The organism is Streptomyces sp. NPDC059248 (genome assembly GCF_042753905.1).
Lineage (GTDB): Bacteria > Actinomycetota > Actinomycetes > Streptomycetales > Streptomycetaceae > Streptomyces.
In genome coordinates, this window is sequence record NZ_JBHYZV010000067.1 from 1 (window position 1) to 23,005 (window position 23,005).

At 72.2% G+C, this 23,005-nt stretch carries 21 protein-coding genes and 1 CRISPR repeat array; of the genes, 5 read left to right on the plus strand and 16 right to left on the minus strand.

What is annotated here, in order from left to right; translation table 11 throughout:
• Positions 1–64 precede the first annotated feature (64 nt).
• Positions 65–2,590: an ATP-dependent Clp protease ATP-binding subunit gene (locus ACFXG1_RS25170; RefSeq protein WP_384744630.1), complete on the minus strand. Its 2,526-nt coding sequence runs from the start codon at positions 2,588–2,590 to the stop codon at positions 65–67.
• 496 nt (positions 2,591–3,086) lie between these two features.
• On the opposite strand from ACFXG1_RS25170, the gene ACFXG1_RS25175 reads away from it, so the two are divergent.
• Positions 3,087–3,773, plus strand: coding sequence for an SCO3374 family protein (locus ACFXG1_RS25175; protein WP_384718484.1), 687 nt, complete (start codon positions 3,087–3,089; stop codon positions 3,771–3,773).
• A 40-nt stretch (positions 3,774–3,813) separates the two neighbouring features.
• On the opposite strand, the gene ACFXG1_RS25180 is transcribed toward ACFXG1_RS25175, so the two are convergent.
• From ACFXG1_RS25180 to ACFXG1_RS25225, 10 genes are all read right to left on the minus strand, one after another.
• Positions 3,814–4,146 carry an Lsr2 family protein gene (locus ACFXG1_RS25180; protein ID WP_384718486.1) on the minus strand — a complete coding sequence of 111 codons (333 nt, stop codon included), beginning with the start codon at positions 4,144–4,146 and terminating at the stop codon, positions 3,814–3,816.
• 176 nt (positions 4,147–4,322) lie between these two features.
• Complete coding sequence (locus tag ACFXG1_RS25185) at positions 4,323–4,844, minus strand: amino-acid N-acetyltransferase (RefSeq protein ID WP_384718488.1); 522 nt, start codon at positions 4,842–4,844, stop codon at positions 4,323–4,325.
• 9 nt (positions 4,845–4,853) lie between these two features.
• Positions 4,854–5,414, minus strand: coding sequence for a BlaI/MecI/CopY family transcriptional regulator (locus tag ACFXG1_RS25190; protein WP_384718490.1), 561 nt, complete (start codon positions 5,412–5,414; stop codon positions 4,854–4,856).
• A gap of 255 nt (positions 5,415–5,669) precedes the next feature.
• Complete coding sequence (locus ACFXG1_RS25195) at positions 5,670–5,888, minus strand: hypothetical protein (RefSeq protein WP_384744632.1); 219 nt, start codon at positions 5,886–5,888, stop codon at positions 5,670–5,672.
• A gap of 78 nt (positions 5,889–5,966) precedes the next feature.
• Positions 5,967–6,572: a hypothetical protein gene (locus tag ACFXG1_RS25200; protein ID WP_384744651.1), complete on the minus strand. Its 606-nt coding sequence runs from the start codon at positions 6,570–6,572 to the stop codon at positions 5,967–5,969.
• Positions 6,573–6,788: 216 nt separating this feature from the next.
• Complete coding sequence (locus tag ACFXG1_RS25205) at positions 6,789–7,589, minus strand: type III pantothenate kinase (RefSeq protein ID WP_384719724.1); 801 nt, start codon at positions 7,587–7,589, stop codon at positions 6,789–6,791.
• Complete coding sequence (gene nadC / locus ACFXG1_RS25210) at positions 7,589–8,677, minus strand: carboxylating nicotinate-nucleotide diphosphorylase (protein WP_384719722.1); 1,089 nt, start codon at positions 8,675–8,677, stop codon at positions 7,589–7,591. The genes ACFXG1_RS25205 and nadC overlap by 1 nt, the downstream gene beginning before the upstream one ends.
• Positions 8,674–10,467 (minus strand): L-aspartate oxidase, encoded by a 1,794-nt coding sequence (locus ACFXG1_RS25215; protein ID WP_384744653.1) that lies wholly within the window; start codon positions 10,465–10,467, stop codon positions 8,674–8,676. Before ACFXG1_RS25215 ends, nadC begins: the two co-directional genes overlap by 4 nt.
• 137 nt (positions 10,468–10,604) lie before the next feature.
• Positions 10,605–11,684 carry a pantoate--beta-alanine ligase gene (gene panC / locus ACFXG1_RS25220; protein ID WP_384744635.1) on the minus strand — a complete coding sequence of 360 codons (1,080 nt, stop codon included), beginning with the start codon at positions 11,682–11,684 and terminating at the stop codon, positions 10,605–10,607.
• The gene (locus ACFXG1_RS25225; RefSeq protein WP_384719577.1) at positions 11,684–12,694 is read right to left on the minus strand and encodes a Rossmann-like and DUF2520 domain-containing protein; all 1,011 of its coding nucleotides are present in this window, start codon (positions 12,692–12,694) and stop codon (positions 11,684–11,686) included. Before ACFXG1_RS25225 ends, panC begins: the two co-directional genes overlap by 1 nt.
• A 286-nt stretch (positions 12,695–12,980) precedes the next feature.
• On the opposite strand from ACFXG1_RS25225, the gene ACFXG1_RS25230 reads away from it, so the two are divergent.
• Entirely contained in the window at positions 12,981–14,183 is a 1,203-nt protein-coding gene (locus ACFXG1_RS25230) for a threonine aldolase family protein (protein ID WP_384719581.1), read from the plus strand.
• Here the strand turns inward: ACFXG1_RS25230 and ACFXG1_RS25235 are convergent.
• Complete coding sequence (locus ACFXG1_RS25235; protein ID WP_384719579.1) at positions 14,125–14,349, minus strand: hypothetical protein; 225 nt, start codon at positions 14,347–14,349, stop codon at positions 14,125–14,127. The two genes, ACFXG1_RS25230 and ACFXG1_RS25235, sit on opposite strands and share 59 nt — an antisense overlap.
• A gap of 132 nt (positions 14,350–14,481) precedes the next feature.
• On the opposite strand from ACFXG1_RS25235, the gene ACFXG1_RS25240 reads away from it, so the two are divergent.
• On the plus strand, positions 14,482–15,594 hold the full coding sequence (locus tag ACFXG1_RS25240) for a DUF5937 family protein (protein WP_384718146.1): 1,113 nt from the start codon (positions 14,482–14,484) through the stop codon (positions 15,592–15,594).
• 108 nt (positions 15,595–15,702) lie between these two features.
• Positions 15,703–15,913: direct repeats of the CRISPR family, unit length 28 nt; unit sequence GTCGTCCCCGCGCCTGCGGGGGTGGTCC.
• A gap of 69 nt (positions 15,914–15,982) precedes the next feature.
• Here ACFXG1_RS25240 and ACFXG1_RS25245 read toward each other — a convergent pair.
• Positions 15,983–16,666: a response regulator gene (locus ACFXG1_RS25245; RefSeq protein ID WP_384718148.1), complete on the minus strand. Its 684-nt coding sequence runs from the start codon at positions 16,664–16,666 to the stop codon at positions 15,983–15,985.
• A 56-nt stretch (positions 16,667–16,722) separates the two neighbouring features.
• Positions 16,723–17,916, minus strand: a complete 1,194-nt coding sequence (locus tag ACFXG1_RS25250; RefSeq protein WP_384718150.1) for a sensor histidine kinase — start codon at positions 17,914–17,916, stop codon at positions 16,723–16,725.
• Between the two features lie 255 nt (positions 17,917–18,171).
• Between ACFXG1_RS25250 and ACFXG1_RS25255 the strand changes: the two genes are divergently transcribed.
• Together ACFXG1_RS25255 and ACFXG1_RS25260 are read left to right on the plus strand one after the other, a co-directional pair.
• Positions 18,172–19,113, plus strand: coding sequence for an SAM-dependent methyltransferase (locus ACFXG1_RS25255; protein ID WP_384744656.1), 942 nt, complete (start codon positions 18,172–18,174; stop codon positions 19,111–19,113).
• An 88-nt stretch (positions 19,114–19,201) separates the two neighbouring features.
• Complete coding sequence (locus ACFXG1_RS25260) at positions 19,202–20,344, plus strand: NADH-quinone oxidoreductase subunit D (protein ID WP_384744639.1); 1,143 nt, start codon at positions 19,202–19,204, stop codon at positions 20,342–20,344.
• Between the two features lie 78 nt (positions 20,345–20,422).
• Here ACFXG1_RS25260 and ACFXG1_RS25265 read toward each other — a convergent pair whose 3' ends face one another.
• Positions 20,423–21,634 (minus strand): hypothetical protein, encoded by a 1,212-nt coding sequence (locus ACFXG1_RS25265; RefSeq protein ID WP_384711019.1) that lies wholly within the window; start codon positions 21,632–21,634, stop codon positions 20,423–20,425.
• Positions 21,635–21,940: 306 nt separating this feature from the next.
• Entirely contained in the window at positions 21,941–22,927 is a 987-nt protein-coding gene (locus tag ACFXG1_RS25270) for an ABC transporter substrate-binding protein (RefSeq protein WP_384711054.1), read from the minus strand.
• Positions 22,928–23,005 lie beyond the last annotated feature (78 nt).

Below are 23,005 nucleotides of genomic sequence, written 5' to 3' on the forward strand. Positions count from 1 at the left end.
CCGTACTCGTCGTACGGGACCGGGGCGGCCGTCTCACCGCGCGGGGCTCGCCCGCGCGGCGGTGTTACGCGTCCTTCGACAGGTTCGGACCGGCGCCGCCGGCGGCCTGCTCGATCGGGGGGACGTCCGGCAGGGCGGACTTCTCCTCGCCGCGGAAGACGAACTTCTTCTCGTCGCCCTCGCCCTCGGTGTCCACGACCACGATGTGACCGGGGCGCAGCTCACCGAAGAGGATCTTCTCGGAGAGGATGTCCTCGATCTCGCGCTGGATGGTCCGGCGCAGCGGCCGGGCGCCCAGCACGGGGTCGTAGCCCTTCTTGGCGAGCAGCGACTTGGCCGTGGAGCTCAGCTCCAGGCCCATGTCGCGGTCCTTCAGCCGCTCGTCCACCTTGTCGATCATGAGGTCGACGATCTGGATGATGTCGTCCTCGGAGAGCTGGTGGAAGACGACGGTGTCGTCGACACGGTTCAGGAACTCGGGGCGGAAGTGCTGCTTCAGCTCCTCGTTGACCTTCGCCTTCATCCGCTCGTAGCCGGTCTTCACATCGCCCTGGGCGGCAAAGCCCAGGTTGAAGCCCTTGGAGATGTCCCGGGTCCCGAGGTTGGTCGTCATGATGATGACCGTGTTCTTGAAGTCCACGACCCGGCCCTGGGAGTCGGTCAGCCGACCGTCCTCCAGGATCTGGAGAAGGGAATTGAAGATATCGGGGTGGGCCTTCTCGACCTCGTCGAAGAGGACGACGGAGAACGGCTTGCGGCGCACCTTCTCGGTGAGCTGGCCGCCCTCCTCGTATCCCACGTATCCGGGCGGGGAGCCGAAGAGGCGGGAAACCGTGTGCTTCTCACTGAACTCCGACATGTCGAGGGAGATCAGGGCGTCCTCGTCACCGAAGAGGAATTCGGCGAGCGTCTTGGACAGCTCGGTCTTACCGACACCGGACGGACCGGCGAAGATGAACGAGCCGCCGGGGCGCTTCGGGTCCTTCAGACCGGCACGGGTCCGGCGAATGGCCTGGGAGAGCGCCTTGATGGCGTCCTTCTGCCCGATGACGCGCTTGTGGAGTTCGTCCTCCATACGCAGCAGGCGGGAGGACTCCTCCTCGGTCAGCTTGAAGACCGGAATGCCGGTGGCCGTGGCGAGGACTTCGGCGATGAGTTCGCCGTCGACCTCGGCGACGACGTCCATGTCGCCGGCCTTCCATTCCTTCTCGCGCTTGGCCTTCGCCGCCAGCAGCTGCTTCTCCTTGTCGCGGAGGGAAGCCGCCTTCTCGAAGTCCTGGGAGTCGATCGCCGACTCCTTGTCGCGGCGGACGCCCGCGATCTTCTCGTCGAACTCGCGGAGGTCCGGCGGAGCGGTCATCCGGCGGATGCGCATCCGGGATCCGGCCTCGTCGATCAGGTCGATCGCCTTGTCCGGCAGGAAGCGGTCCGAGATGTACCGGTCGGCCAGGGTCGCGGCCTGGACCAGCGCCTCGTCGGTGATGGAGACCCGGTGGTGGGCCTCGTACCGGTCGCGCAGGCCCTTGAGGATCTCGATGGTGTGCGGCAGCGACGGCTCGGCGACCTGGATGGGCTGGAAGCGGCGCTCCAGCGCGGCGTCCTTCTCCAGGTGCTTGCGGTACTCGTCGAGCGTCGTGGCACCGATGGTCTGCAGCTCGCCCCGGGCCAGCATGGGCTTGAGGATCGAGGCGGCGTCGATGGCGCCCTCGGCGGCGCCCGCGCCGACCAGGGTGTGCAGCTCGTCGATGAACAGGATGATGTCGCCGCGGGTGCGGATCTCCTTGAGCACCTTCTTCAGGCGCTCCTCGAAGTCACCGCGGTAGCGGGAGCCCGCGACCAGCGCGCCCAGGTCGAGGGTGTAGAGGTGCTTGTCCTTGAGGGTCTCGGGCACCTCGCCCTTGACGATGGCCTGCGCCAGGCCCTCGACGACCGCCGTCTTGCCGACGCCGGGCTCGCCGATGAGCACGGGGTTGTTCTTGGTGCGGCGGGACAGCACCTGCATGACCCGCTCGATCTCCTTCTCGCGCCCGATGACCGGGTCGAGCTTGGATTCGCGGGCCGCCTGGGTGAGGTTGCGGCCGAACTGGTCGAGGACCAGGGACGTCGAGGGGGTGCCCTCGGCCGGGCCGCCCGCCGTGGCGGCTTCCTTGCCGGAGTAGCCGGAGAGCAGCTGGATGACCTGCTGCCGGACCCGGTTCAGGTCGGCGCCCAGCTTCACGAGGACCTGGGCGGCGACGCCCTCGCCCTCGCGGATCAGGCCGAGCAGGATGTGCTCGGTGCCGATGTAGTTGTGCCCGAGCTGAAGGGCTTCGCGGAGCGACAGCTCCAGCACCTTCTTGGCACGGGGGGTGAAGGGGATGTGACCGGACGGGGCCTGCTGCCCCTGGCCGATGATCTCCTCGACCTGCTGACGGACCGCCTCGAGCGAAATCCCGAGGCTCTCCAGGGCCTTAGCGGCGACACCCTCACCCTCGTGGATCAGGCCCAGGAGGATGTGCTCGGTGCCGATGTAGTTGTGGTTGAGCATCCGGGCTTCTTCCTGAGCCAGGACGACAACCCGCCGCGCGCGGTCGGTGAACCTCTCGAACATCGTTAATCGCTCCTCAGAGCGGTCAGGCAGTAAGGGGTCGGTCCCCTCCCTGTCCTTCCGCAGCTTAGTCCCGCAAGCGGGGACCGCTCATTCCAACTGCCGACACCCGTCTGTGGCCTCCTGACCCCTGAACGCCGACACATGCTCCAACCCGATGGTGCGAGACGATGTTCCCGCAGGCCAGGCAGTTACTCTCGCCAGCTGTACGCCGATGGCGAACGCACGGCCTTTGTGCGAGCGTGTCGCCCCTCCTCACTAGGAATGTCTTACCCGTAAGCACTGACACTCCATGCCGCGCACACCGGTTCCCTCAGCTACGGGCGAACAAGGTCAGGGGGCCGAACGACCTCGATCACCCCGTGACCGGGGTCCGCCGGAGGCCACCGGAGGTCCACCGGAATGCGCGGGGGGCGCGCGGAGGCCCCACGGGGGGGACACGCCGCGACGATTCCGGCACTCCGCGTAACCACCGGGGGGTTCCGGGTGTTCCCGGACCATGAGCGTCCCGCCGCTTGTGCGCGTTCCGCCGCCCGTTCCGCCGCCCGTTCCACCGCTTGTTCCGTCGCCCGTTCCGTCGCGCGGCACGGAGGGGTACGCCGCCGTGGCCCGCTGGTACGAGACCCGGCTCGGCTGGCCGGTCGCGGGGCCGCCCGGGGGCGGGCCGGTGGAGCTGCTGGCGGGGATCGCCTTCGACGCCCTGGAGCTGCCCGCCGACGCGGGCGCCGCCGTGCTGCGGCGGGTCGCCGCAGGGCCGGTCGCCCTGGCCGGGGACCGGATGCTGCTGCTGATCGCCGCCGGGGCCGCCGACGAGGTGCCGGGACTGCTGGCCTGGCTGGAGTGGAGCGGGGTCGCCCTCGACCTGACGGCCGTCGGGGCGGGCGGGCGGCTGCCCGCGCCCCTGCCGCCGGGCTGGACCGGCCCCCGGGGGGCCGCCGTATGGCTGCGGCCCCCCGTGTCGGGGCGAGAACCGGTCCCTGGCCTGCCCGGCCTGCCGGACGTCCCGGGGCCGCCGGGCTCGGCCGGTCCGGCGTACACCGAGGACGGGCACCCCGGACGCGTACGGGGGCCCGATCTCATGAGGCTCCTGGACGCGGCGGCGACGGAATGCCACCGGGCCCGATTGCTGCGGACGAATACCCCCACCCGCATCGGATACCTGTGCGATTGCCCGGCCCGCGAATAGGTCCGATTAGCGGGCGCGGACGCCCGCCGGTCGGCACCGGTCAGCCGTTGGCCTTCTCGTACGCCTCGCGCACCGTGGCGGGCACCCGCCCGCGGTCGTTGACCTCGTAACCGTTCGCCTTGGCCCAGGCGCGGACTTCCGCGGTGTTCTTGTTGTCGCTCGCGGCCCGACCCTTCCCACGGCCCGTGGACGCGCGGCCACCGGTGCGCCGGCCGTTCTTGGCGTACGGCTCCAGCAGCGAGCGGAGCTTGTCCGCATTGGCGGTGGTGAGGTCGATCTCGTAGGTCTTGCCGTCCAGCGCGAACGTGACGGTCTCGTCCGCCTCGCCGCCGTCGATGTCATCGACAAGAAGGACCTGAACCTTCTGTGCCACCGGATTTCCTTTCATCGAAAATGCGTTACGCGGAAAGGAAACCGCTTTTCTCTGAAAAACTCAAACCCTTGGGAGAGGTTCAAGACCCGAAGAACGCGGGAAACGTGCGCGATTCGGACATAGGGATCGCGCCGCTGATGGCACGAGATGCTCCGAGGGGTCCCCCGGAGGGGGGATCACAGCTGGAGAAGCATGCGGCTGTTGCCGAGGGTGTTCGGCTTCACGCGTTCGAGTCCGAGGAACTCGGCGACGCCCTCGTCATAGGAACGGAGCAGCTCGGTGTAGACATCTCCGTCGACCGGTGTCTCACCGATCTCCACGAAGCCGTGCTTGCCGAAGAAGTCGACTTCGAAGGTGAGGCAGAAAACCCGGCGCACCCCGAGCCAGCGCGCCGTGTGCAGCAGCTTGTCCAGCACCAGGTGCCCGATGCCGGACCCCTTGTCGACCGGATCGACGGCGAGAGTACGGACTTCCGCGAGGTCTTCCCACATGACATGGAGGGCGCCGCAGCCGACCACGGTGCCGTCCGTGTCCCGTTCCGCCACCCAGAACTCCTGGATGTCTTCGTAAAGAGTGACAGTCGCTTTGTCGAGCAGGATGCCGTCGTGCACGTACGGGTCGAGGAGCCGGCGGACCGCGGGCACATCCCCGGTCCTGGCCCGGCGGACGCTGATGGCATTCACTGCGGGATTCGACATGGGCCGACGCTATCGCCCCCGGGGTTCGCCCTCGTCGGCACCCTCGCCGGTGCCCTCTTCCGGGTCTTGGGCGCGAACGTCGCCCGCGGCGGCTTCCGAACCGACTTCGGCGGTGGCTTCCGTACGGCCTTCCGTGCCGCCTTCACCCTTCTCCGGAGCGCCTTCCGCGCCGACTTCCGGGCGGACTTCCCGGGCGGTGCCCGTGGTGGGCTCGGGGGCGAGTTCCGGGGCGGGTTCCGGGACCGTATCGGCCTGGACCATACGGACGGCGGCCTGAAGCGCCTCCCGCTGCTCCGGCGACATCATCCCGAAGAAGGCGACGAGGGCGGCGGCGGGGTTGTCGCTCTGCGCCCACGCGTCGTTCATCAGTGCGGCGGAGTAGGCGGCGCGGGTGGAGACCGACGTATATCGATAGGCGCGTCCTTCGACTTCCCTGCGAACCCAGCCCTTCTGATGGAGATTGTCCATGACCGTCATGACGGTCGTGTAGGCGATGGAACGGTCCTGTTGAAGGTCCTCCAGCACTTCCCGGACGGTAACCGGCCGGTTCCATTGCCAGACGCGCGTCATCACGGCGTCTTCCAGCTCTCCCAATTGGCGGGGCACATACCCCACCATAGTGGGAGATCTCCGAAAATCATGGATTACTCCACACATTCGGAGATTGACGAACAAAAAGGACGCACGGTCGCGGCGGAAGCCGTCCGTGCGTCCTGTGGGTCACCCGAGCCGGGCACGGACGGGTGGGTGGGCGTCCGGCCCGGAACGGCGACGGCGGCGGCGCGGGCCGCGGGGCCCGCAGGGTCCGCGCCGGGCCCGTCGCCGTCAGTCGCTGTCGGCCGCCGTCGCGGTCGAGGTCCCGCCGGAGGCCGCGGCGGCGGCCGGGGACTGCGGGCCCCCTTCGACGCGCGCGAGGGCCGCGTCCACGTACGCGTCCTCCTTGGTCTTGTTCGGGCCGCCCTGACTCTTGACGATCGTCACGATCAGGATGGTGAAGAACGTGGCCATGACCACGGGAGGCACCAGCGCCGAGATGTAGTCCATGGGCTCAGGGTAGCCAAGGGCCCGCGGGCGGCCCCCGGCGGGCACGGCTTGCCGACGGCCGGGGGTGCGGGCGGGGGGTCAGGCCGTGGCCAGCCGCTCCGGCGGGGGTACCGGGCGGCGGCGCGGCGGGAAGACCTCGGACGGCTTGGGCACCGGCCGCTCCCCGGGCCGCGCCGGGGCCGGTTCGGCGGGCCTGGGCGCCGGCCTCGGCTTGGGCTCGGGCTTCTCCTCGGGCGCCTCGCCGTCGTCGGCCGCGGCCCGCCCGCCGGGCAGCGCGAGCAGCCGGGTCCTGGGCGCGGGCGTGGTCACCCGGCGACCGGCGAGCCGGGCCCGTACGGAGCGTTCGGCCAGCACCTGGCAGCGCGCCAGTACGGCTTCGGCGACGGGCAGCCCGCGCAGCCCCCGGAGGGCGGCGAGGTCCTCGGGCCGCGGGTCGTACCCGGCCGCCAGCGCGTCCTGGAGGAGTTCCAGATAGCCCGCCACCGCGCCGGGCAGCGCGGCACGGTAGCGCCCGAGGTCGGCGAGGAGGAACGCGCGCAGCCTGCCCGCCTCCCGCGCCGCCTCGTCCACGGAGTCCGCGAGCCGGAAGCAGTCCTGGACGTCCTCGTCGGCGAGTGGGGCGGGATGCAGGGCGACGGCGAGAGCGCGTCGGAGGACCCGTAGTTCGTCCGCGCTGAAGGCCATACCGCCGCGAGATCCGTAAGGCGTGGGCATGTCCTGACGATACGGTCGCTTTTAGACAATATCGGGCTATTCCCGATTCTCGGGCGCGTCCCGGCGGAGGCTCGATCCGGCCCCCGATCCGGGTCCTGATGCGGGTCCTGACGCGGGTCCTGACGCGGGCCCCGACCCGGGTCCCGACCCGCCCCGGTCAGGATGTCGGCGGGCCGCCCGGCGCCTTCACAGTCGGGTGATGTTCCGTTCGTAGACGAGGCGGAGGCCGATCAGGGTGAGCCACGGCTCGTGCTCGTCGATCTCCGACGACTCGCCCAGGACCATCGGCGCCAGACCGCCCGTGGCGATCACCGTCACCTCGTCCGGGTCCTGCGGGGCCAGTTCGCGCTTCATCCGGTGGACGACCCCGTCGACCTGGCCCGCGAAGCCGTACACGATGCCCGACTGCATGGCCTCGACCGTGTTCTTGCCGATCACGCTGCGCGGCCGGGCCAGCTCGATCTTGCGGAGCTGGGCGCCCTTGACGCCGAGCGCGTCGACGGAGATCTCGATCCCGGGGGCGATGACACCGCCCACGTACTCCCCGCGCGCGCTGACCGCGTCGAACGTCGTCGCCGTACCGAAGTCGACGACGATCGCCGGGCCGCCGTACAACTCGACCGCGGCGACGGAGTTGATCACGCGGTCCGCGCCGACCTCCTTGGGGTGGTCGGTCAGGATCGGCACCCCGGTCTTGACGCCGGGCTCGACGAGGATCGCCGGTACGTCGCCGTAGTAGCGGCGGGTCACCTCGCGCAGCTCGTGCAGGACCGCCGGGACCGTGGAGCAGATGCAGATGCCCTCGATGCCGTCGCCCAGCTCCATCCCGAGCAGCGGATGCATCCCCATCAGGCCCTGGAGGAGCACGGCGAGTTCGTCGGCGGTGCGGCTGGCGTCGGTCGAGATCCGCCAGTGCTCCACGATCTCCTCGCCGTCGAAGAGACCGAGGACCATATGGGTGTTGCCGACGTCGATGGTGAGCAGCATCAGACGTCAGCCCCCGCGGCGCCGGAACCGTCGTCGGCACGGCCGGCCGGGACGTCGGCACCGGCCGCCGGCTCCCGCAGGTCGAGCCCGATGTCGAGGATGCGCGACGAGTGGGTGAGCGCGCCGACCGCGAGGAAGTCGACGCCGGTGTCCGCGTACGCCCGCGCGTTCTCCAGGGTCAGCCGGCCGGACGATTCGAGGACCGCGCGGCCCGCGACCAGGGCGACCGCTTCCGCGGTGGCCTCCGGGGTGAAGTTGTCGAGCAGGATCAGATCGGCGCCCGCGTCGAGCACCTCCCGCACCTGGTCGAGCGTGTCGGCCTCGACCTCCACCGGCACCCCGGGGAAGACGTCGCGGACGGCCTTGAACGCCTCGGCGACACCGCCGGCGGCGACCACGTGGTTGTCCTTGACGAGGGCCGCGTCGGAGAGGGACATCCGGTGGTTGACCCCGCCGCCGCAGCGGACCGCGTACTTCTCCAGGGCGCGCAGCCCCGGGGTGGTTTTGCGGGTGTCGCGGACCTTCGCCCCGGTGCCCTCCAGCGCGTCCGCCCAGGCGCGGGTGGCCGTCGCGATGCCGGAGAGGCGGCACAGGATGTTCAGCGCGCTCCGCTCGCCGGTGAGCAGGTCGCGCGTGCCGGCGGTGACGGAGAGCAGCTTCTGGCCCGCCTCGACCCGGTCGCCGTCCGCGACGTGCCGCTCGACTTCGAACTCGTCGGTGGCGACGATGGAGAGGACGGCCTCGGCGATCTGGATGCCCGCGACCGTACCGGCCTCGCGGGCGGTGAAGTCGCCGGTGGCGACGGCGTCGGCGGGGACGGTCGCCACGCTCGTCACGTCCACGCCGCCGTCGAGGTCCTCACTCAGCGCGAGATGGGCGATGTCCTCGACCTGGACCGGGTCGAGACCGGACTCGGCGAGCAGGACGGCGAGGGCGGGGTCGAGTCCGCATTCGTACAGCTCGTCGTCGGCCGCGTTCGCGCCGTGGCCGCAGCCGCAGGCGTCCCCGCAGCCGCCGGCGGAGGGGTCGGAGCCGATCTGGATCAGGGGTACGTCCACGGGGACCGGACGTTCTTCGGGCGTGCTCACGACTGGTGCTCCCTGGAGGATGTCGGGGGGAAAGCGGTGCTGTCGGTCCGGTGCGCGACCACACTCCGGCCGGGGTCGAGGCGGATCACCAGATGGCGGCGCCACTCCCGGTCGTCGCGGTCGGGCCGGTCCTCGCGCCAGTGGCAGCCGCGGGTCTCGTCGCGCCGTAGGGCGGCGGCCGTCAGGACCCGGGCGACACAGAGGAGGTTGGTGGTCTCCCAGGCGTCCACACCGGGGACGGCGGGCTTGGGGGCGGTGTCCGTTCCCGTCGCGGGGGCCGTTTCCGTCGCGGGGGCCGTTTCCGTCGCGGGGGCCGTTCCCGAGGTCGGGGCCGTTTCCGAGGTCGGGGCCGTTTCCGGGATCGCGTCGGCCTCGGCGCGGATCGCGTCGAGTGCGCGGGCCGCCTCGCGGAGGCTGTCGGCGGAGCGCAGGACCCCCGCGCCGACGGACATGATCCGCTGGATCCGGACGCGGGCGCCCGGGTCGGTCAGCGGGAGCACCGTCGCGGCGGCCGGGGTGACCGGCGCACCGGCGGCCAGCGGCTCCCGGGCCGCGTCGGCCGCGATGTCCGCGGCGATCCGCTCGGCGAAGACGAGCCCTTCGAGGAGGGAGTTGGAGGCGAGGCGGTTCGCGCCGTGGACCCCCGTACAGGCGACTTCCCCGCAGGCGTACAGGCCCGGGACGGTCGTCCGGCCGTACGGGTCGGTGCGGACGCCGCCGGACGCGTAGTGCGCGGCGGGGGCGACGGGGATCGGCTCGGTGACGGGGTCGAAGCCGTTCGCCCGGCAGGCCGCGAGGATCGTCGGGAACCGGTGCGCCCACATCTCGGCGCCGAAGTGCCGGGCGTCGAGATACATGTGGTCGGCGTCGTGCTCGCGCATCCGCCGCATGATCGCCTTGGCGACGATGTCGCGCGGGGCGAGTTCGGCCAGCTCGTGCTCGCCGAGCATGAAGCGGGTGCCGGACGCGTCGACGAGATGGGCGCCCTCGCCCCGTACCGCCTCGGAGACGAGGGGCTGCTGGCCCTCCGCGTCGGTACCGAGGAAGAGGACCGTGGGGTGGAACTGGACGAACTCCAGGTCGGAGACCTCGGCCCCGGCGCGCAGCGCGAGGGCGACGCCGTCGCCGGTGGAGACGGCGGGGTTGGTGGTCGCGGCGAAGATCTGGCCCATGCCGCCGGTGGCGAGGACGACCGCCGGGGCGTGGACGGCGCCGACGCCGTCGTGCTGGCCCTCGCCCATGACATGGAGGCTGACGCCCGCCGTACGGCCGTCGGCGTCGGTGAGCAGATCGAGGACCAGGGCGTTCTCGATGGTCCGCAGTCCGGCGGAGCGCACCGCGTCGACCAGCGCGCGGGAGATCTCGGCGCCGGTGGCGTCGCCGCCGGCGTGGGCGATCCGGCGGCGGTGGTGGCCGCCCTCGCGGGTCAGCTCGATCTCACCGGTGTCGGGCGAGGTGTCGAAGTGGGCGCCGGTGGCGATCAGACGGTGTACGGCTCCGGGGCCCTCGGTGACGAGCAGACGTACCGCTTCCTCGTCACAGAGCCCGGCGCCCGCGACGAGGGTGTCGGCCAGATGCTGCTCGGGGGTGTCGCCGTCGCCGAGGGCGGCGGCTATGCCGCCCTGGGCCCAGCGGGTGGAGCCGTCGTCGAGGCGGGCCTTGGTGACGACGACCGTGGCCAGTCCGGCCGCCGCGCAGCGCAGGGCGGCGGTGAGTCCTGCGACACCGGAGCCGACGACGACGACGTCGGCGGCGACGGACCAGCCGGGCGGCGGCGCGTCGAGCCGTATCGCGGTCCGGGGACCGGTCGCGGGCCCGGGGCCGTGACCGGGGTCGGGTCCGTGACCGGGCCCGGGTCCGTGACCGGGGTCGGTGGGGCCCGGGTCGGCCGGGTCGGTGCCGGGGGGCCGGGGCCGGGCGTGGGCGGTCACGGCGTCGCTCCGAAACTCAGCGGGACGTTGTCGATCAGCCGGGTCGCCCCGACCTTCGCGGCGACGGCGAGGATCGCGTCGCCCCGGTGGTCGTCGGGGACCTCCGTGAAGTCGGCGGGGTCGACGAGGGCCAGATAGTCGAGGACCAGCGGCGGGATGGCGCGGGCCGCGTCGTCGAGGACGGTACGGGCCGCGGACCGTACCGCGTCGGCGCCTCCCGGGACCGCGTGGGCCACGGCGGCGGCGTCGGCGGCGGCCCGTGCCTCACCCATCCGGGAGAGCGCCTCGGCGCGGGCGGCGCTGTTCGTGGTGGCCTCGGCCCTGGCGTAGAGGGCCTGCTGTGCTGCGAGCCGCTCGCGGGCCGCGAACAGGGCGCCGGAGAGGGCGAGCGCCGTGCGCCGTTCGGTCCGGGAGAGATAGCGGTTGCGGCTGGAGAGCGCGAGGCCGTCGTCCTCCCGGACCGTATCCACCCCGGCGATCTCGACGGGCAGGTCGAGATCGCGGACCATCCGGCGGATCAGTGCCAGTTGCTGGGCGTCCTTCTGGCCGAAGAACGCCACGTCGGGGCGGGTGAGATGGAGGAGTTTGGCGACGACGGTCAGCATGCCGTCGAAGTGGCCGGGGCGGCTGGCGCCTTCGAGGCGCTCCCCCATCGGGCCCGCGGCGATCCGGACCTGCGGTTGGCCGCCGGGGTACATCTCGGCGGCGGACGGGGCGAAGACGGCGGCGGCGCCCGCGGCCGCCGCGATCGCGAGGTCCGCGCCGAGCGTACGGGGGTAGCGGTCGAGGTCCTCGCCCGCGCCGAACTGGAGCGGGTTGACGAAGACGGTGACGACGACCCGGCCGTCCGGTCCGACGGTTGACGCGGCGGTACGGACCAGGGTGGCGTGGCCGTCGTGGAGCGCGCCCATCGTCATCACGACGGCGGTACGGCCCCGGGGGCGGGCACCGGTCCCGGTGTCGAGATAGGCGTCGAGGTCGGCCTTCGTACGGAGCAGTACGAGCCCCTCGGGCACGGCGGGCGCCTCGGTATCGGCCTCGGTAGAGGGCGGGGACTGCGGACGGCCGGTGGTCATCACTGGTCGTCCCCCTCGCCGGGTCGTCCGTTCAGCCCGTTGCCGTTGCCGTTGCCTTGACCGTCGCCGTTGCCTTTGGTGCCGCGGGCGGTGTCACGGCCATCGGCGAGGACGCCGAGCAGGTCCTCGGCCAGTTCGGGCTTGAGCAGACCGTGGGCCAGGGCCCGGTCGGCGGTGGTGCGGGCCATGGCGAGATATCCGGCGACGGTCCCCGGGGCGTGCTTGCGCAACTCGGCGACATGGGCCGCGACCGTACCGGCGTCGCCGCGGGCGACCGGGCCGGTGAGGGCGGCGTCGCCCGAGCGGAGGGCGTTGTCGAGGGCGGCGCCGAGGAGGGGGCCGAGCATCCGGTCGGGGGCGGCGACGCCCGCGGCCCGGAGCAGCTCCATCGACTGGGCGACCAGGGTCACCAGGTGATTGGCGCCGAGGGCCAGCGCCGCGTGATAGAGCGGACGGGCCTGCTCAGCGATCCACTCCGGCTCGCCGCCCATCTCGATGACGAGCGCCTCCGCGGCCAGCCTCAGCTCGTCGGGCGCGGTCACCCCGAAGGAGCAGCCGGCGAGCCGCTGGACGTCGACCCCCGTACCGGTGAAGGTCATCGCGGGATGGAGGGCGAGCGGCAGCGCGCCGGCGCGGGTCGCCGGGTCGAGCACCGCCGTGCCGTACCGGCCCGAGGTGTGGACGAGCAGCTGTCCCGGTCGTACGGCGCCGGTGCCGACGAGGCCGTCGACCAAGCCGGGCAGGGTGTCGTCGGGGACGGTGAGCAGGACCAGCTCGGCGCGGGCGAGGACCTCGGCGGGCGGGACCAGGGGCACGTCGGGCAGCAGGTCGGCGGCCCGGCGGCGGGAGGCGTCGGAGACCCCGGAGACGGCGACGGGGCGGTGTCCGGCCAGCCGGAGCGCGGCGGCCAGCGCCGGTCCGACGCGTCCGGCGCCGACGACGCCGACGGTCAGCCGGGCGGGGCGGTCCCGGGGGTCGGACGGTTCGTGCTGGGGTGCTGATGCGTTCACGCGGTGGGGCCTTCCGTTCCAGTCCGCGGTGGGTACCGGACGATGTTCCGTCATGCTACGCCAGCGCCGTGGACGCCCCTCCGGTTGTCCACAGGCGAGTTATCCACAGGCGTGGACGGGGGTGGCGGGCCGGGGAATCATCGTGGGTGATCGCGGAGGACCGGGCGTCGGGAGCGGGAAACCCGGGTGCGCGCGAGCACCCGCTGGGGCACGCTCGCACGGAATTCCCGTGGCCGCGGGCGCGAACAACATCAACGACACCGACGACACGGACGGGGGCGGAGCGATGACCGACGAGGGCACCACCGGGGAAGTGACGGCCGAGGAGGAGCTGAGGCGGCGCAGGCGGGCGGCCTGGCAGGCGTCGGACCGCGTGCTGTGGCGGCAGTCGACGGACCGGCCGATGGCGGAGCTGCTGACGGAGCTGACGGCCGGCGCGGCGGGGGCGTACGACCTCACCGGCCCCCCGGACTGGTACGGGGACGGGGTCGTCGGGGAGCTGGAGCGGCGGGTGGCCGGGCTGCTCGGGTTCCCGGCGGCGGTGTTCTTCCCGACGGGGACGATGGCGCAGCAGGTCGCGCTCCGCTGCTGGGCGGGCCGGACGGGGAACGGCACGGTGGCCCTGCACCCGCTGGCTCATCCGGAGATGCATGAGCGGGGCGCGTTCGGCGCGGTCAGCGGATTGCGGACGGTCCATCCGACGCGGGAGAACCGGCTGCCGACGGCCGACGAGGTCCGGGGCTTCGACGAGCCGTTCGGGGCGCTGATGCTGGAGCTGCCGCTGCGGGACGCGGGCTTCGTGCTGCCGTCCTGGGAGGAGCTGGTCGCGGTCGTGGAGGCGGCGCGGGAGCGGGACGCCGTGGTCCATTTCGACGGCGCCCGGCTCTGGGAGTGCGTATCGCACTTCGACCGGCCGCTGTACGAGATCGCGGGCCTCGCCGACAGTGTCTACGTCTCCTTCTACAAGTCGCTGAAGGGTCTGGCCGGGGCGGCGCTGGTGGGCCCTGAGGACGTGATGGCGGAGGCCCGCGCCTGGCGCCATCGGTACGGGGGCACGATGTTCCACCAGTTCCCGACGGCGCTGTCGGCGCTGGTGGGCCTGGAGCGGGAGCTGCCGCGGCTGCCGGACTATGTGGCGCGGGCGAAGACGGTCGCCGCCGCGCTGGCGGACGGCTTCCGGGAATCGGCCGCGCCGTGGTTCCGGATCCACCCGGAGATACCGAGCACGCACCAGTTCCTGGTGTGGCTGCCGTATCCGTCGGAGGTGCTGGCCGCGGCGTCCCTCTCCCAGGCCGAGGAGACGGGGACGACGCTGTTCCGGTGGTGGTCCGAGGAGTCCCTGGTGCCGGGGGTGTCGTCGACCGAGGTGACGGTCGCGTCGGAGGCGCTGGAGTGGTCGCCGGAGGAGATGAGGAAGGCGGTGGCGGAGTTCATGCGCCGAGTCGCCGATGAGGCGGTGCGGGCCGACGCCGGCGCAGCAGCCGGGTGAGCCGGGTGAGAAGGCCGGGGGCCCGGTCGGCGCGGCGGACGAGCACGGCCTGGGAGGTCAGCTCGCGGGCGGCCCGCCAGTCGTAGGTGCCGGGCGGGGGCGGGATCGGGGCGCCGTGCCGGGAGGCCCGATAGCTGTCGAGTGTGTGCTGGTGAAGGGCGTTCATGGCGTTCACGCTGCGCTCGCCCCGGGACGGCCGTCACGTCGATTGACGCCGCTGGTCAACCGGCGGCCGGTCGATTGACGGGCGGCGTCAATCGACGTCCCGCCCCGCCCGGGCGGGGCGCAGAATGAGGGGGTGAACGTCACCATCGACATCACCGGGCTGCCCCGGGAGCGCGTCGCCTTCGAGCTGTCGCCCCTCGCGGAACTGGGGCTCGCCCTGCACGCCCTGTCGGAGCCCGGCCACCATCCGGCGCTCCACGGCTGGGTGACGGCGACCTCCGCCGGCCTGCCGCCCGATCTGGCGGACCGGCTACACGAGGCGGAGTTCCTGTGGCGGGCCACGCACTCCGATGTACTGGCTCCGTTCGCCGGCCTGCCGGCGGGTCCGGGTCGGCCGGGGGCCACCCTCGCCGAGGAGCTGGACCTGATGGACCGGCTGAGCGACGAGCAGTTCGCGGACGCGGCCCTCGACTTCGCCTGCGGCAGCCCCGACCGGACAGGCGACGTCCTGGGAAACGCGGCGGACCGGGACCGGGTCCTGTCCCTGGCGGTCGGGCGCGGCCCCCGGGTACTGGCCTCCACCCGTCGCCTCCTGGAGGACCCGCCCTCGGTCCGGGCCTGGCTGCGCCGACTGCTGGAGGACTGCGAGGAGGCGTTCTTCGCCGACGCCTGGCGCCGGGTCGCCCCCCAGCTCGCGGCCGACGCCCGGCACAAGACGGAGATCCTCCGCCACAAGGGCCTCGCCGAGGCGGTTCGCGCGGTGTCCCCGGCGGTCTCCGTCGACGGCGACCTGACCCGGATCACCGTCGACAAGCTCGCCTCCGGCCGGACGACGGCGGTCGACCCGGCGGTGGGCCCCGGAATGACGTTCATCCCGTCCAGCTTCGGCCGCCCCCATCTGCTGGTCCTCAGCGCCCCCGGCTGGCGCCCGGTGATCTACTACCCCATCGGAGCCCCCCACCTCACCGGCCCCGGCTCCATCGACCTCCTGAAGCTCCGCATGGACGCCCTGGCCCACCCCATGCGCATCCAGCTCTGCCGCCACCTGGCCCGCTCCTCCCACACCACGACCGAACTTGCGGAGGCCCACGGCATCACCGCCCCCGAGGTCTCCCGCCATGTCGCGGTCCTGAAGAAGGCGGGCCTGGTCACGACCCGCCGCCGAGGCCGCTACGTCCTCCACCAGTTGGACGTCGGCACGGTAGCCCGCCTGGGCAGCGACTTCCTGGAGGCCGTCCTCCGCTGACACCCGCAGGCGGGTTGCGCCCGGTAGCGTCTACGGGCCGACGCGATCCCCATCGCAAGCCGGGCCACCTCGTTCCTTGACCACCGAAGAACGCGCAGGCCAGGAAGTGTCGTCCCCGCGCCTGCGGGGGTGGTCCGTTCCTCCGCCGGGCCGGCCTACCCGACGCCGAGTCGTCCCCGCGCCTGCAGGGGTGGTCCCTTCTTGAAGGTGACCTGCGCGGCGGCCCGTTCGTCGTCCCCGCGCCTGCGGGGGTGGTCCGGCGATCCAAGTCCTGAAGGGCGAAGGCCTGGTGTCGTCCCCGCGCCTGCGGGGAACCCCATGCCTCCTTCGGTGGCCCGGTGACACCGATGCGCACCGGACGTCCCCGTCGCGGCACAGGGCCCCGGGCTCAGCGTCCGGGGCCCGGGGTGCCGCCTGCGCGGACGAGGCCGGATTCGTAGGCGAGGACGACGACCTGGACGCGGTCGCGGAGGCCGAGCTTGGTCAGGATGCGGCCCACGTGGGTCTTCACCGTGGCCTCGGAGAGGACCAGGCGGGCGGCGATCTCGCCGTTGGAGAGGCCCTGGGCTACCAGGAGCATGACCTCGCGCTCCCGGTCCGTGAGGCGGTCCAGGTCCTTGTTGGCGGGTTCGGCGCCGTGGCTCGGGAGCATGGGGGAGAAACGGTCCAGCAGGCGCCGGGTGGTCGACGGGGCGACCACCGCGTCGCCGCTGTGGACGGAGCGGATCGCGGCCAGCAGCTCACCCGGCGGTACGTCCTTGAGCATGAAGCCGCTCGCCCCGGCCTTCAGGCCGGAGAAGGCGTACTCGTCGAGGTCGAACGTGGTGAGGATCAGCACCTTCGGCGGGTTCGGCTGGGCGCAGATGCGCCGGGTGGCCTCCACTCCGTCCAGGCGCGGCATCCGGACGTCCATCAGCACCACGTCCACCGCCGTGGCGCGGAGGATGTCGATGGCCTCAGCCCCGTCGCCCGCCTCCGCGACGACCTCCATATCGGGCTGGGCGGCGAGCACCATGCGGAATCCCGTCCGGAGCAGTACCTGGTCGTCGACGAGCATCACCCGGATGGACATGTCAGCAAGGTCCTCTATTTGTTGTGATGGGAGTTCATGCACGTACGGACGACCGGTCACGCCGTCTTCAGCGGCAGCAGCGCGCTGATCCGGAAGCCACCGCCGGGACGCGGGCCCGCGTCCAGTGTGCCGCCGACCATACCGACCCGCTCCCGCATGCCGATGAGCCCGTGGCCCTGCCCGTCCGCGCCGCCGTCCTCGTACAGCTCGTGCGCGGCGCCCCGGCCGTCGTCCTCGACGAGGAGTCCGAGTCCGTCGTCGAAGTAGACCAGCCGCACACTGGCCCCCACCTCGGGCCCGCCGTGCTTGCGGGTGTTGGTGAGCGCTTCCTGGACGATGCGGTACGCGGTCAGCTCCACACCGCTCGGCAGCGGGCGCGGGGTCCCCTCGATCTTGAAGTCGACGGTCAGGCCGGACCTGCGGACCTGTTCCACCAGGTCCTCGATCTGCTGGACGTCGGGCTGCGGCACGTACTCGCCGCTCTCCGGGTCGTCCCCGGTGCGCAGCACTCCGAGCAGTCGCCGCATCTCGGCCAGCGCCTGCCGGCCGGTCGTGGAGATCGTCTCCAGTGCCTGCTTGGCCTGGTCGGGGGCGGCGTCGAGTACGTAGGCCGCGCCGTCGGCCTGGACGACCATCACGGAGACGTTGTGCGCCACCACATCGTGCAGCTCACGGGCGATCCTGGCCCGCTCGGCGGCGACCGCGACCTTCGACTGGGCCGCGCGCTCGTTCTCCAGCCGCCTGGCCCGCTCCTCCAGCTGCGCGAAGTAGGCGCGCCGGGTCCTGATGGAGTCGCCGAGGACCCAGGCGAGGGCGAACGGCACGGTCAGGATGATCGTTATGAAGATCTGGCCGAGGGCCGTGGTGTTCGGTTGCGGCCAGCGGATCATCGACAGGGTGGCCGCGCTGAGCCCGCCGATCAGGGCGAACCTCGACCACCACGGGGTGGACTGCGCCGCGACCGTATAGATGATCACCAGCATGGCGAAGTTGCCCGGGCCCTGTTGGACATCGGTGGCGAGCTGGACGACGCCCAGCAGGGCGGCGAGGATCAGCATCTTCTCGGGCGCCTTGCGGCGCAGCGCGACGACGAGACTCAGGCCCAGCGCGATGGGGACAGCGGTCCACGACCCCTGGCCGGGGTCGGCCGGATCGATCCACACCAAAGCTGACATCCCCAGGAGGACGACCGCCCAGAGGCAGTCGACACCCGTGGGGTGCCTGCGGACGAAGTCATAGAGACGCTGCACGTAACCCAGCGTAGGGAAGACCGACAGGTGTAGGGGTCAACCGCCAGGGCGATCCCGGCAGCGGAGGCATACTCCGCAAGGTGGAGACTGGTGGTCGTGGCGGACGAGGAGACGATCGGTGTGACGGCGGGGACTCCGGACTACTCCCCTGGTCAGACGGGTGATGAGGGGCGCGAGGAAGGGGATGAGAAGTGCCCCGGCGACGCACCCGGCGGGGATGAGGCGACCGGCTGGCGCGAGGCCACGGAGCGCGCCCTGTACGGATCCGGCGGCTTCTATCTGCGGCCCGAGGGCCCGGCGGGACATTTCCGTACGTCTGTCCACGCCTCACCTCTTTTCGCCGCCGCCGTCGCCCGGCTACTGGTCGCGACGGCCGACGGGCTCGGCCTCGGTTCCGGTTCCGGTTCCGGTGTGCCCGCCTTCGTCGATCTGGGCGCGGGCCGCGGTGAGCTGGTCACGGGCGTGCTCGCGGCCCTCCCCGAGGGTTTCGCGGTACGGGCCTACGCCGTCGAGCGCGCGCCCCGCCCCGCCGGGCTCGATCCCCGGATCGCCTGGGTGGCGACCCCGCCCGCGGGTGTCAGCGGGCTCCTGTTCGCGAACGAGTGGCTGGACAACGTGCCCGTTGACGTCGCCGAGACCGACGCCGGGGGCGTACCGCGTCTGGTTCTCGTCGAACCCGACGGCACCGAACGCCTCGGGCCGCCCGTGACCGGCCGGGACGCCGAGTGGCTCGACCGCTGGTGGCCCCTGTCGGAGCCCGGGACCCGGGCCGAGATCGGCCGGCCCCGCGACGAGGCGTGGGCGGCGGCCGTCGCGGGGCTGCGGGCCGGGCTCGCGGTCGCCGTCGACTACGGGCACACCTCCGGGTCCCGGCCCCCGTACGGCACCCTCACCGGGTTCCGCGGCGGGCGCGAGGTGCCACCGGTCCCCGACGGCGGGCGGGATCTGACCTCCCATGTCGCCATGGACGCCTGCCGGGACGCCTGCGCGCTGCCGGGCGCGACGCTCACCACCCAGCGGGAGGCCCTCACCGGGCTGGGGGTCGCGGCCGGCCGGCCGCCCCTGGCGCTGGCCTCGTCCGACCCGGCGGCCTATCTGCGGGCGCTGTCGGCGGCCGGGGAGGCGGCAGAACTGCTCGCCCGCGGCGGTCTGGGCGACTTCCTCTGGCTGCGGCAGCCCGTGACGGCGGGCGCGTGACAACGGGCGGACCGGAAGCCGGACCGGACGGGACGGGAAGCTCCGGGGACCCACCGGTGGCCGACCGGGTCCGGGGGATACTGAGCCCATGACGGAGACCACGTTCAGCCTCGGCGGGGCCGCGGACAGTACCGACATGGTGCTCAACATCGGACCCCAGCACCCGTCGACCCACGGCGTGCTCCGGCTCCGCCTGGTGCTGGACGGGGAGATCATCCGGCAGGCCGAGCCCGTCGTCGGCTATATGCACCGGGGCGCGGAGAAGCTCTTCGAGGCCCGGGACTACCGGCAGATCATCATGCTCGCCAACCGTCACGACTGGCTCTCCGCGTTCTCCAACGAGCTGGGCGTGGTGATGGCCGTCGAGCGGATGCTCGGCATGGAGGTACCGGAGCGCGCGGTCTGGATCCGGACCCTGCTCGCCGAGTTGAACCGGGTGCTGAACCATCTGATGTTCCTCGGCTCCTATCCGCTGGAGCTGGGCGGGATCACCCCGATTTTCCACGCCTTCCGGGAGCGCGAGGAGTTGCAGGCCGTCATGGAGGAGGTCTCCGGCGGCCGGATGCACTACATGTTCAACCGGGTCGGCGGGCTGAAGGAGGACCTCCCCGCGGGCTGGCTCGGCCGGGTCCGGCAGGCGGTGGCGGGGGCGCGGTCGCGGATGGACGTCTACGACCGGCTGGTCCTCGGCAACGAGATCTTCCGGGGCCGGACCCGCGACATCGGCGTCCTGAGCCCGGAGGCGGTCCACGCGTACGGGGTCAGCGGGCCCATCGCCCGCGCATCCGGCGTCGACTTCGATCTGCGGCGGGACGAGCCGTATCTGGCGTACGGGGAGTTGGGCGACGTCCTGAAGGTGGTGACCCGGCCCGAGGGCGACTGCCTGGCCCGCTTCGAGGTGCTGCTGGAGCAGACCCACAACTCCCTCGACCTCGCCGACGCCTGCCTCGACCGGCTGGCGGACCTGCCGCGGGGGCCGGTCAACCAGCGGCTGCCGAAGGTGCTGAAGGCGCCCGAGGGCCATACGTACGCCTGGACGGAGAACCCGCTCGGGATCAACGGGTACTACCTGGTATCGAAGGGCGAGAAGACGCCCTACCGGCTCAAGCTGCGCTCGGCGTCGTACAACAACATCCAGGCCCTGGCCGTGCTGCTGCCGAACACGCTCGTCGCGGACATGGTGGCGATCCTGGGGTCGCTGTTCTTCGTCGTCGGCGACATCGACAAATAGCGACGGGCCGCGCCCGGGAAACGGCACCGCCCGGCTCCGGGAGGAGCCGGGCGGCGTACCGCCGATACGGCCCGGGGGTTACGAGCTGAGCGCGTCGCGCAGGCCGGACATGTCGAGCTTCTCGGTCTCGTCGTGGGCGGTCAGATCGATGACCTCGCCCGCGACCGGGGCCGGGGCGAGGGTCGGGGCCTGGGCCGGGGCCGCGACCGGGGCGCCGGTGCGCTGCTCGTGCTCGGCGAGTGCCTCCTCGCCGACGACGTCCGCGAGATCCTCGGCGTGCGCCGCCGCGATCGCCCGGTCCTCGGGCGAACCGTCGCGCTCCCCGGCGTCCGGGGGACGGTGCCCCGGGGCGGCGGTGCCGAAGAAGTCGAAGCCGCCCTCGGGGCGCCGTACCGGGGTGCCCGGTGTACGGCGCGGGCCGTACGGGACGATCGCGGCGGGCGCCAGGGCGGCCGGTCCCGTGCCGACCGGTCCCGTGCCGATGGCCCGTACGGTCGGCCCGGCGGGGGCGGGGGGCAGGGCCCTCGGCCCGGCGTCGGCGGCCGGGGAGTCCGTCGTGACGGGGGGCTCGGCGGCTCCGGCTCCGGCCGCGGCCTTGCCGCCGCCCGGTCCACCGTCGTTCCCGCCGCCCGGTCCACCGCCGCCGTCCGGCTTATCGGTCTTCTTTTTTGCCTTGCCGGGGCTCTTGCCGTCCGTCGTCCCCGAGGTCTGCAAGGTGCGCTCGGTCTCCGCCGCGTCCCGGACGAGCGCGTCCAGCGCCTTGGCCGCGCGCAGATACATCGCGGGCGTCGGCGCCGCGCCCACAGCCGACAGCGCCTTGGACGCCGACGGCGCCGCCGTCTCGACCACCAGCTGCCGACGGCCCTCCAGCGCACTGGCGCGGCCGGTCTCCGCCGCCGCGTACCGGCGCAGCAGATCGGCGTGCTCATTGCGCAGCTTGGCCAGCTCGACGCGCTTGGCCCGGAGCTTGGTCTCCAGCTTGGCCCGCCGCTCGCGGCCGTCCTCCGCCTCGGACTCCAGCTCGGCTATTCGCTCCTCACTGCGCCAGGCGTCACCCGCCCGGCCCCGGGTGAGATCGGCGACCCGGCGGCCCGCCGCCCGGTCCCAACTGCGCATCAGCACCGCCCCGGTCACGGCGGCGGCAGCGGCGACCGCGGTCAAAGACCGCAGCAGCACCGGTTCGGTGAGCAACCACGCGGCTGCGGCGCTCAATACCGACGCTCCGGCCACCGCCGACGGCAGCAGCAGCCTGTGCAGGGGAGGGGAATGGCGGTGACGTCCACGGGGCATGGCCCGAAATTTACCGTGCGTAGACCGGGAATGGGATGGCGGGGTGGACAAATATCCCGCGACTAAGGCCGATCGGCGGCCGTCCGCCCACGATTCGACGGTAGGCGCCGGCCGGGGCCATCCGAACTCCGCCGCCGCACAGCGTTCCGTTCCGCCGTTTCGTTACGGCACTCCGTTCCGACGGTTGCCGCTTCTTCACCTCTCCTCCACGGCACTCACGGCACTTCACGGCACTTCACCGCTTACGGCGTTACGGGCGGGATACCCGGGACTTGTGATGCCCCGGGTATCTTGTCCGCCCCATGGCTACTTCTTCAGCAGCGCCTTGGACCGGAGATAGTCCTTCGCCACGTCCCCGGGCTTGGCCCGCTCCGAGTCCACCTTGCGGTTCAAGGCGGCCAGGTCCTCGGTAGTGAGGACCTTGGTGAGCCGGTCGAGGGCGGCGGCTATCGCGGGGTCGCCCGCGTCCTTCGCGTTCACCACGGGAAGCACGTTGTCCGCGTTCTGGAGCTTCTTGTCGTCCTCCAGGAAGACCAGACCGTCCATCACGGCGTCGGTCGTGGTGGTGAGGACGAGTTGCGCGTCGCCGTCCTTCACCGCCTGCTTGGACTGCGGGGTGCCGACGCCCTTGGGGTCGAGACCGGTGACGTCGATGCCGTACGTCTTCTTCAGCCCGGGTGCGCAGAAGGGCCGTACCTCGCACTCGTCACCGGCCGCGATCCTGACACCCAGCTTCGCCCGGCCCAGGTCGGAAAGGGTCTTGAGGTTGTTCTTCGCCGCGAATTCCTTACTCACGGCGAAGGCGTTCTGGTCGACCGCTCCGCCCGCCGGGAGCACCTTCAGACCGCGCGGCTCGGCGAGCTTCGTGAGGGCGGCGACGGTGGCCGCGACATCGCTGGACGCGACCGGCTTCTCCTCCGGCGCCTTCGGCCCGTTCACCTTGGCGTTGAGGAATTCGGCGAGGGTCGCCGCGTATTCCGGGACGATGTCGATGTCGCCCTTCTCCAGCGATGGTTCGTACAGCTCCCGGTTCTTCACCGTGGTGACGGACGTCTTATAACCCTCGTCCGCGAGGAGTTGCGCGTACAGCTCGGCCAGGATCTTCGACTCGGTGAACGCGGCGGACCCGACGACGAGGGATCCCTTTCCGCCCGAACCGCCGCCGGAGCCCGAACCGTCCTTCGACTTCTCCAGACTGTCGCCGCCCCCGCAGGCGGCGAGGGTGCCCGCGAGGGCGAGCGCCGACAGCGCGCCGACGGCGGTACGGAAAGGCTTGGACCTCATGGGCTTCATGGACTTCGTGGGCTTCAGGGACATGGTTGTTCTCCGTTCGAACGGACCGCGGCCCGGACGGGACGCGCGGCTCGGCGG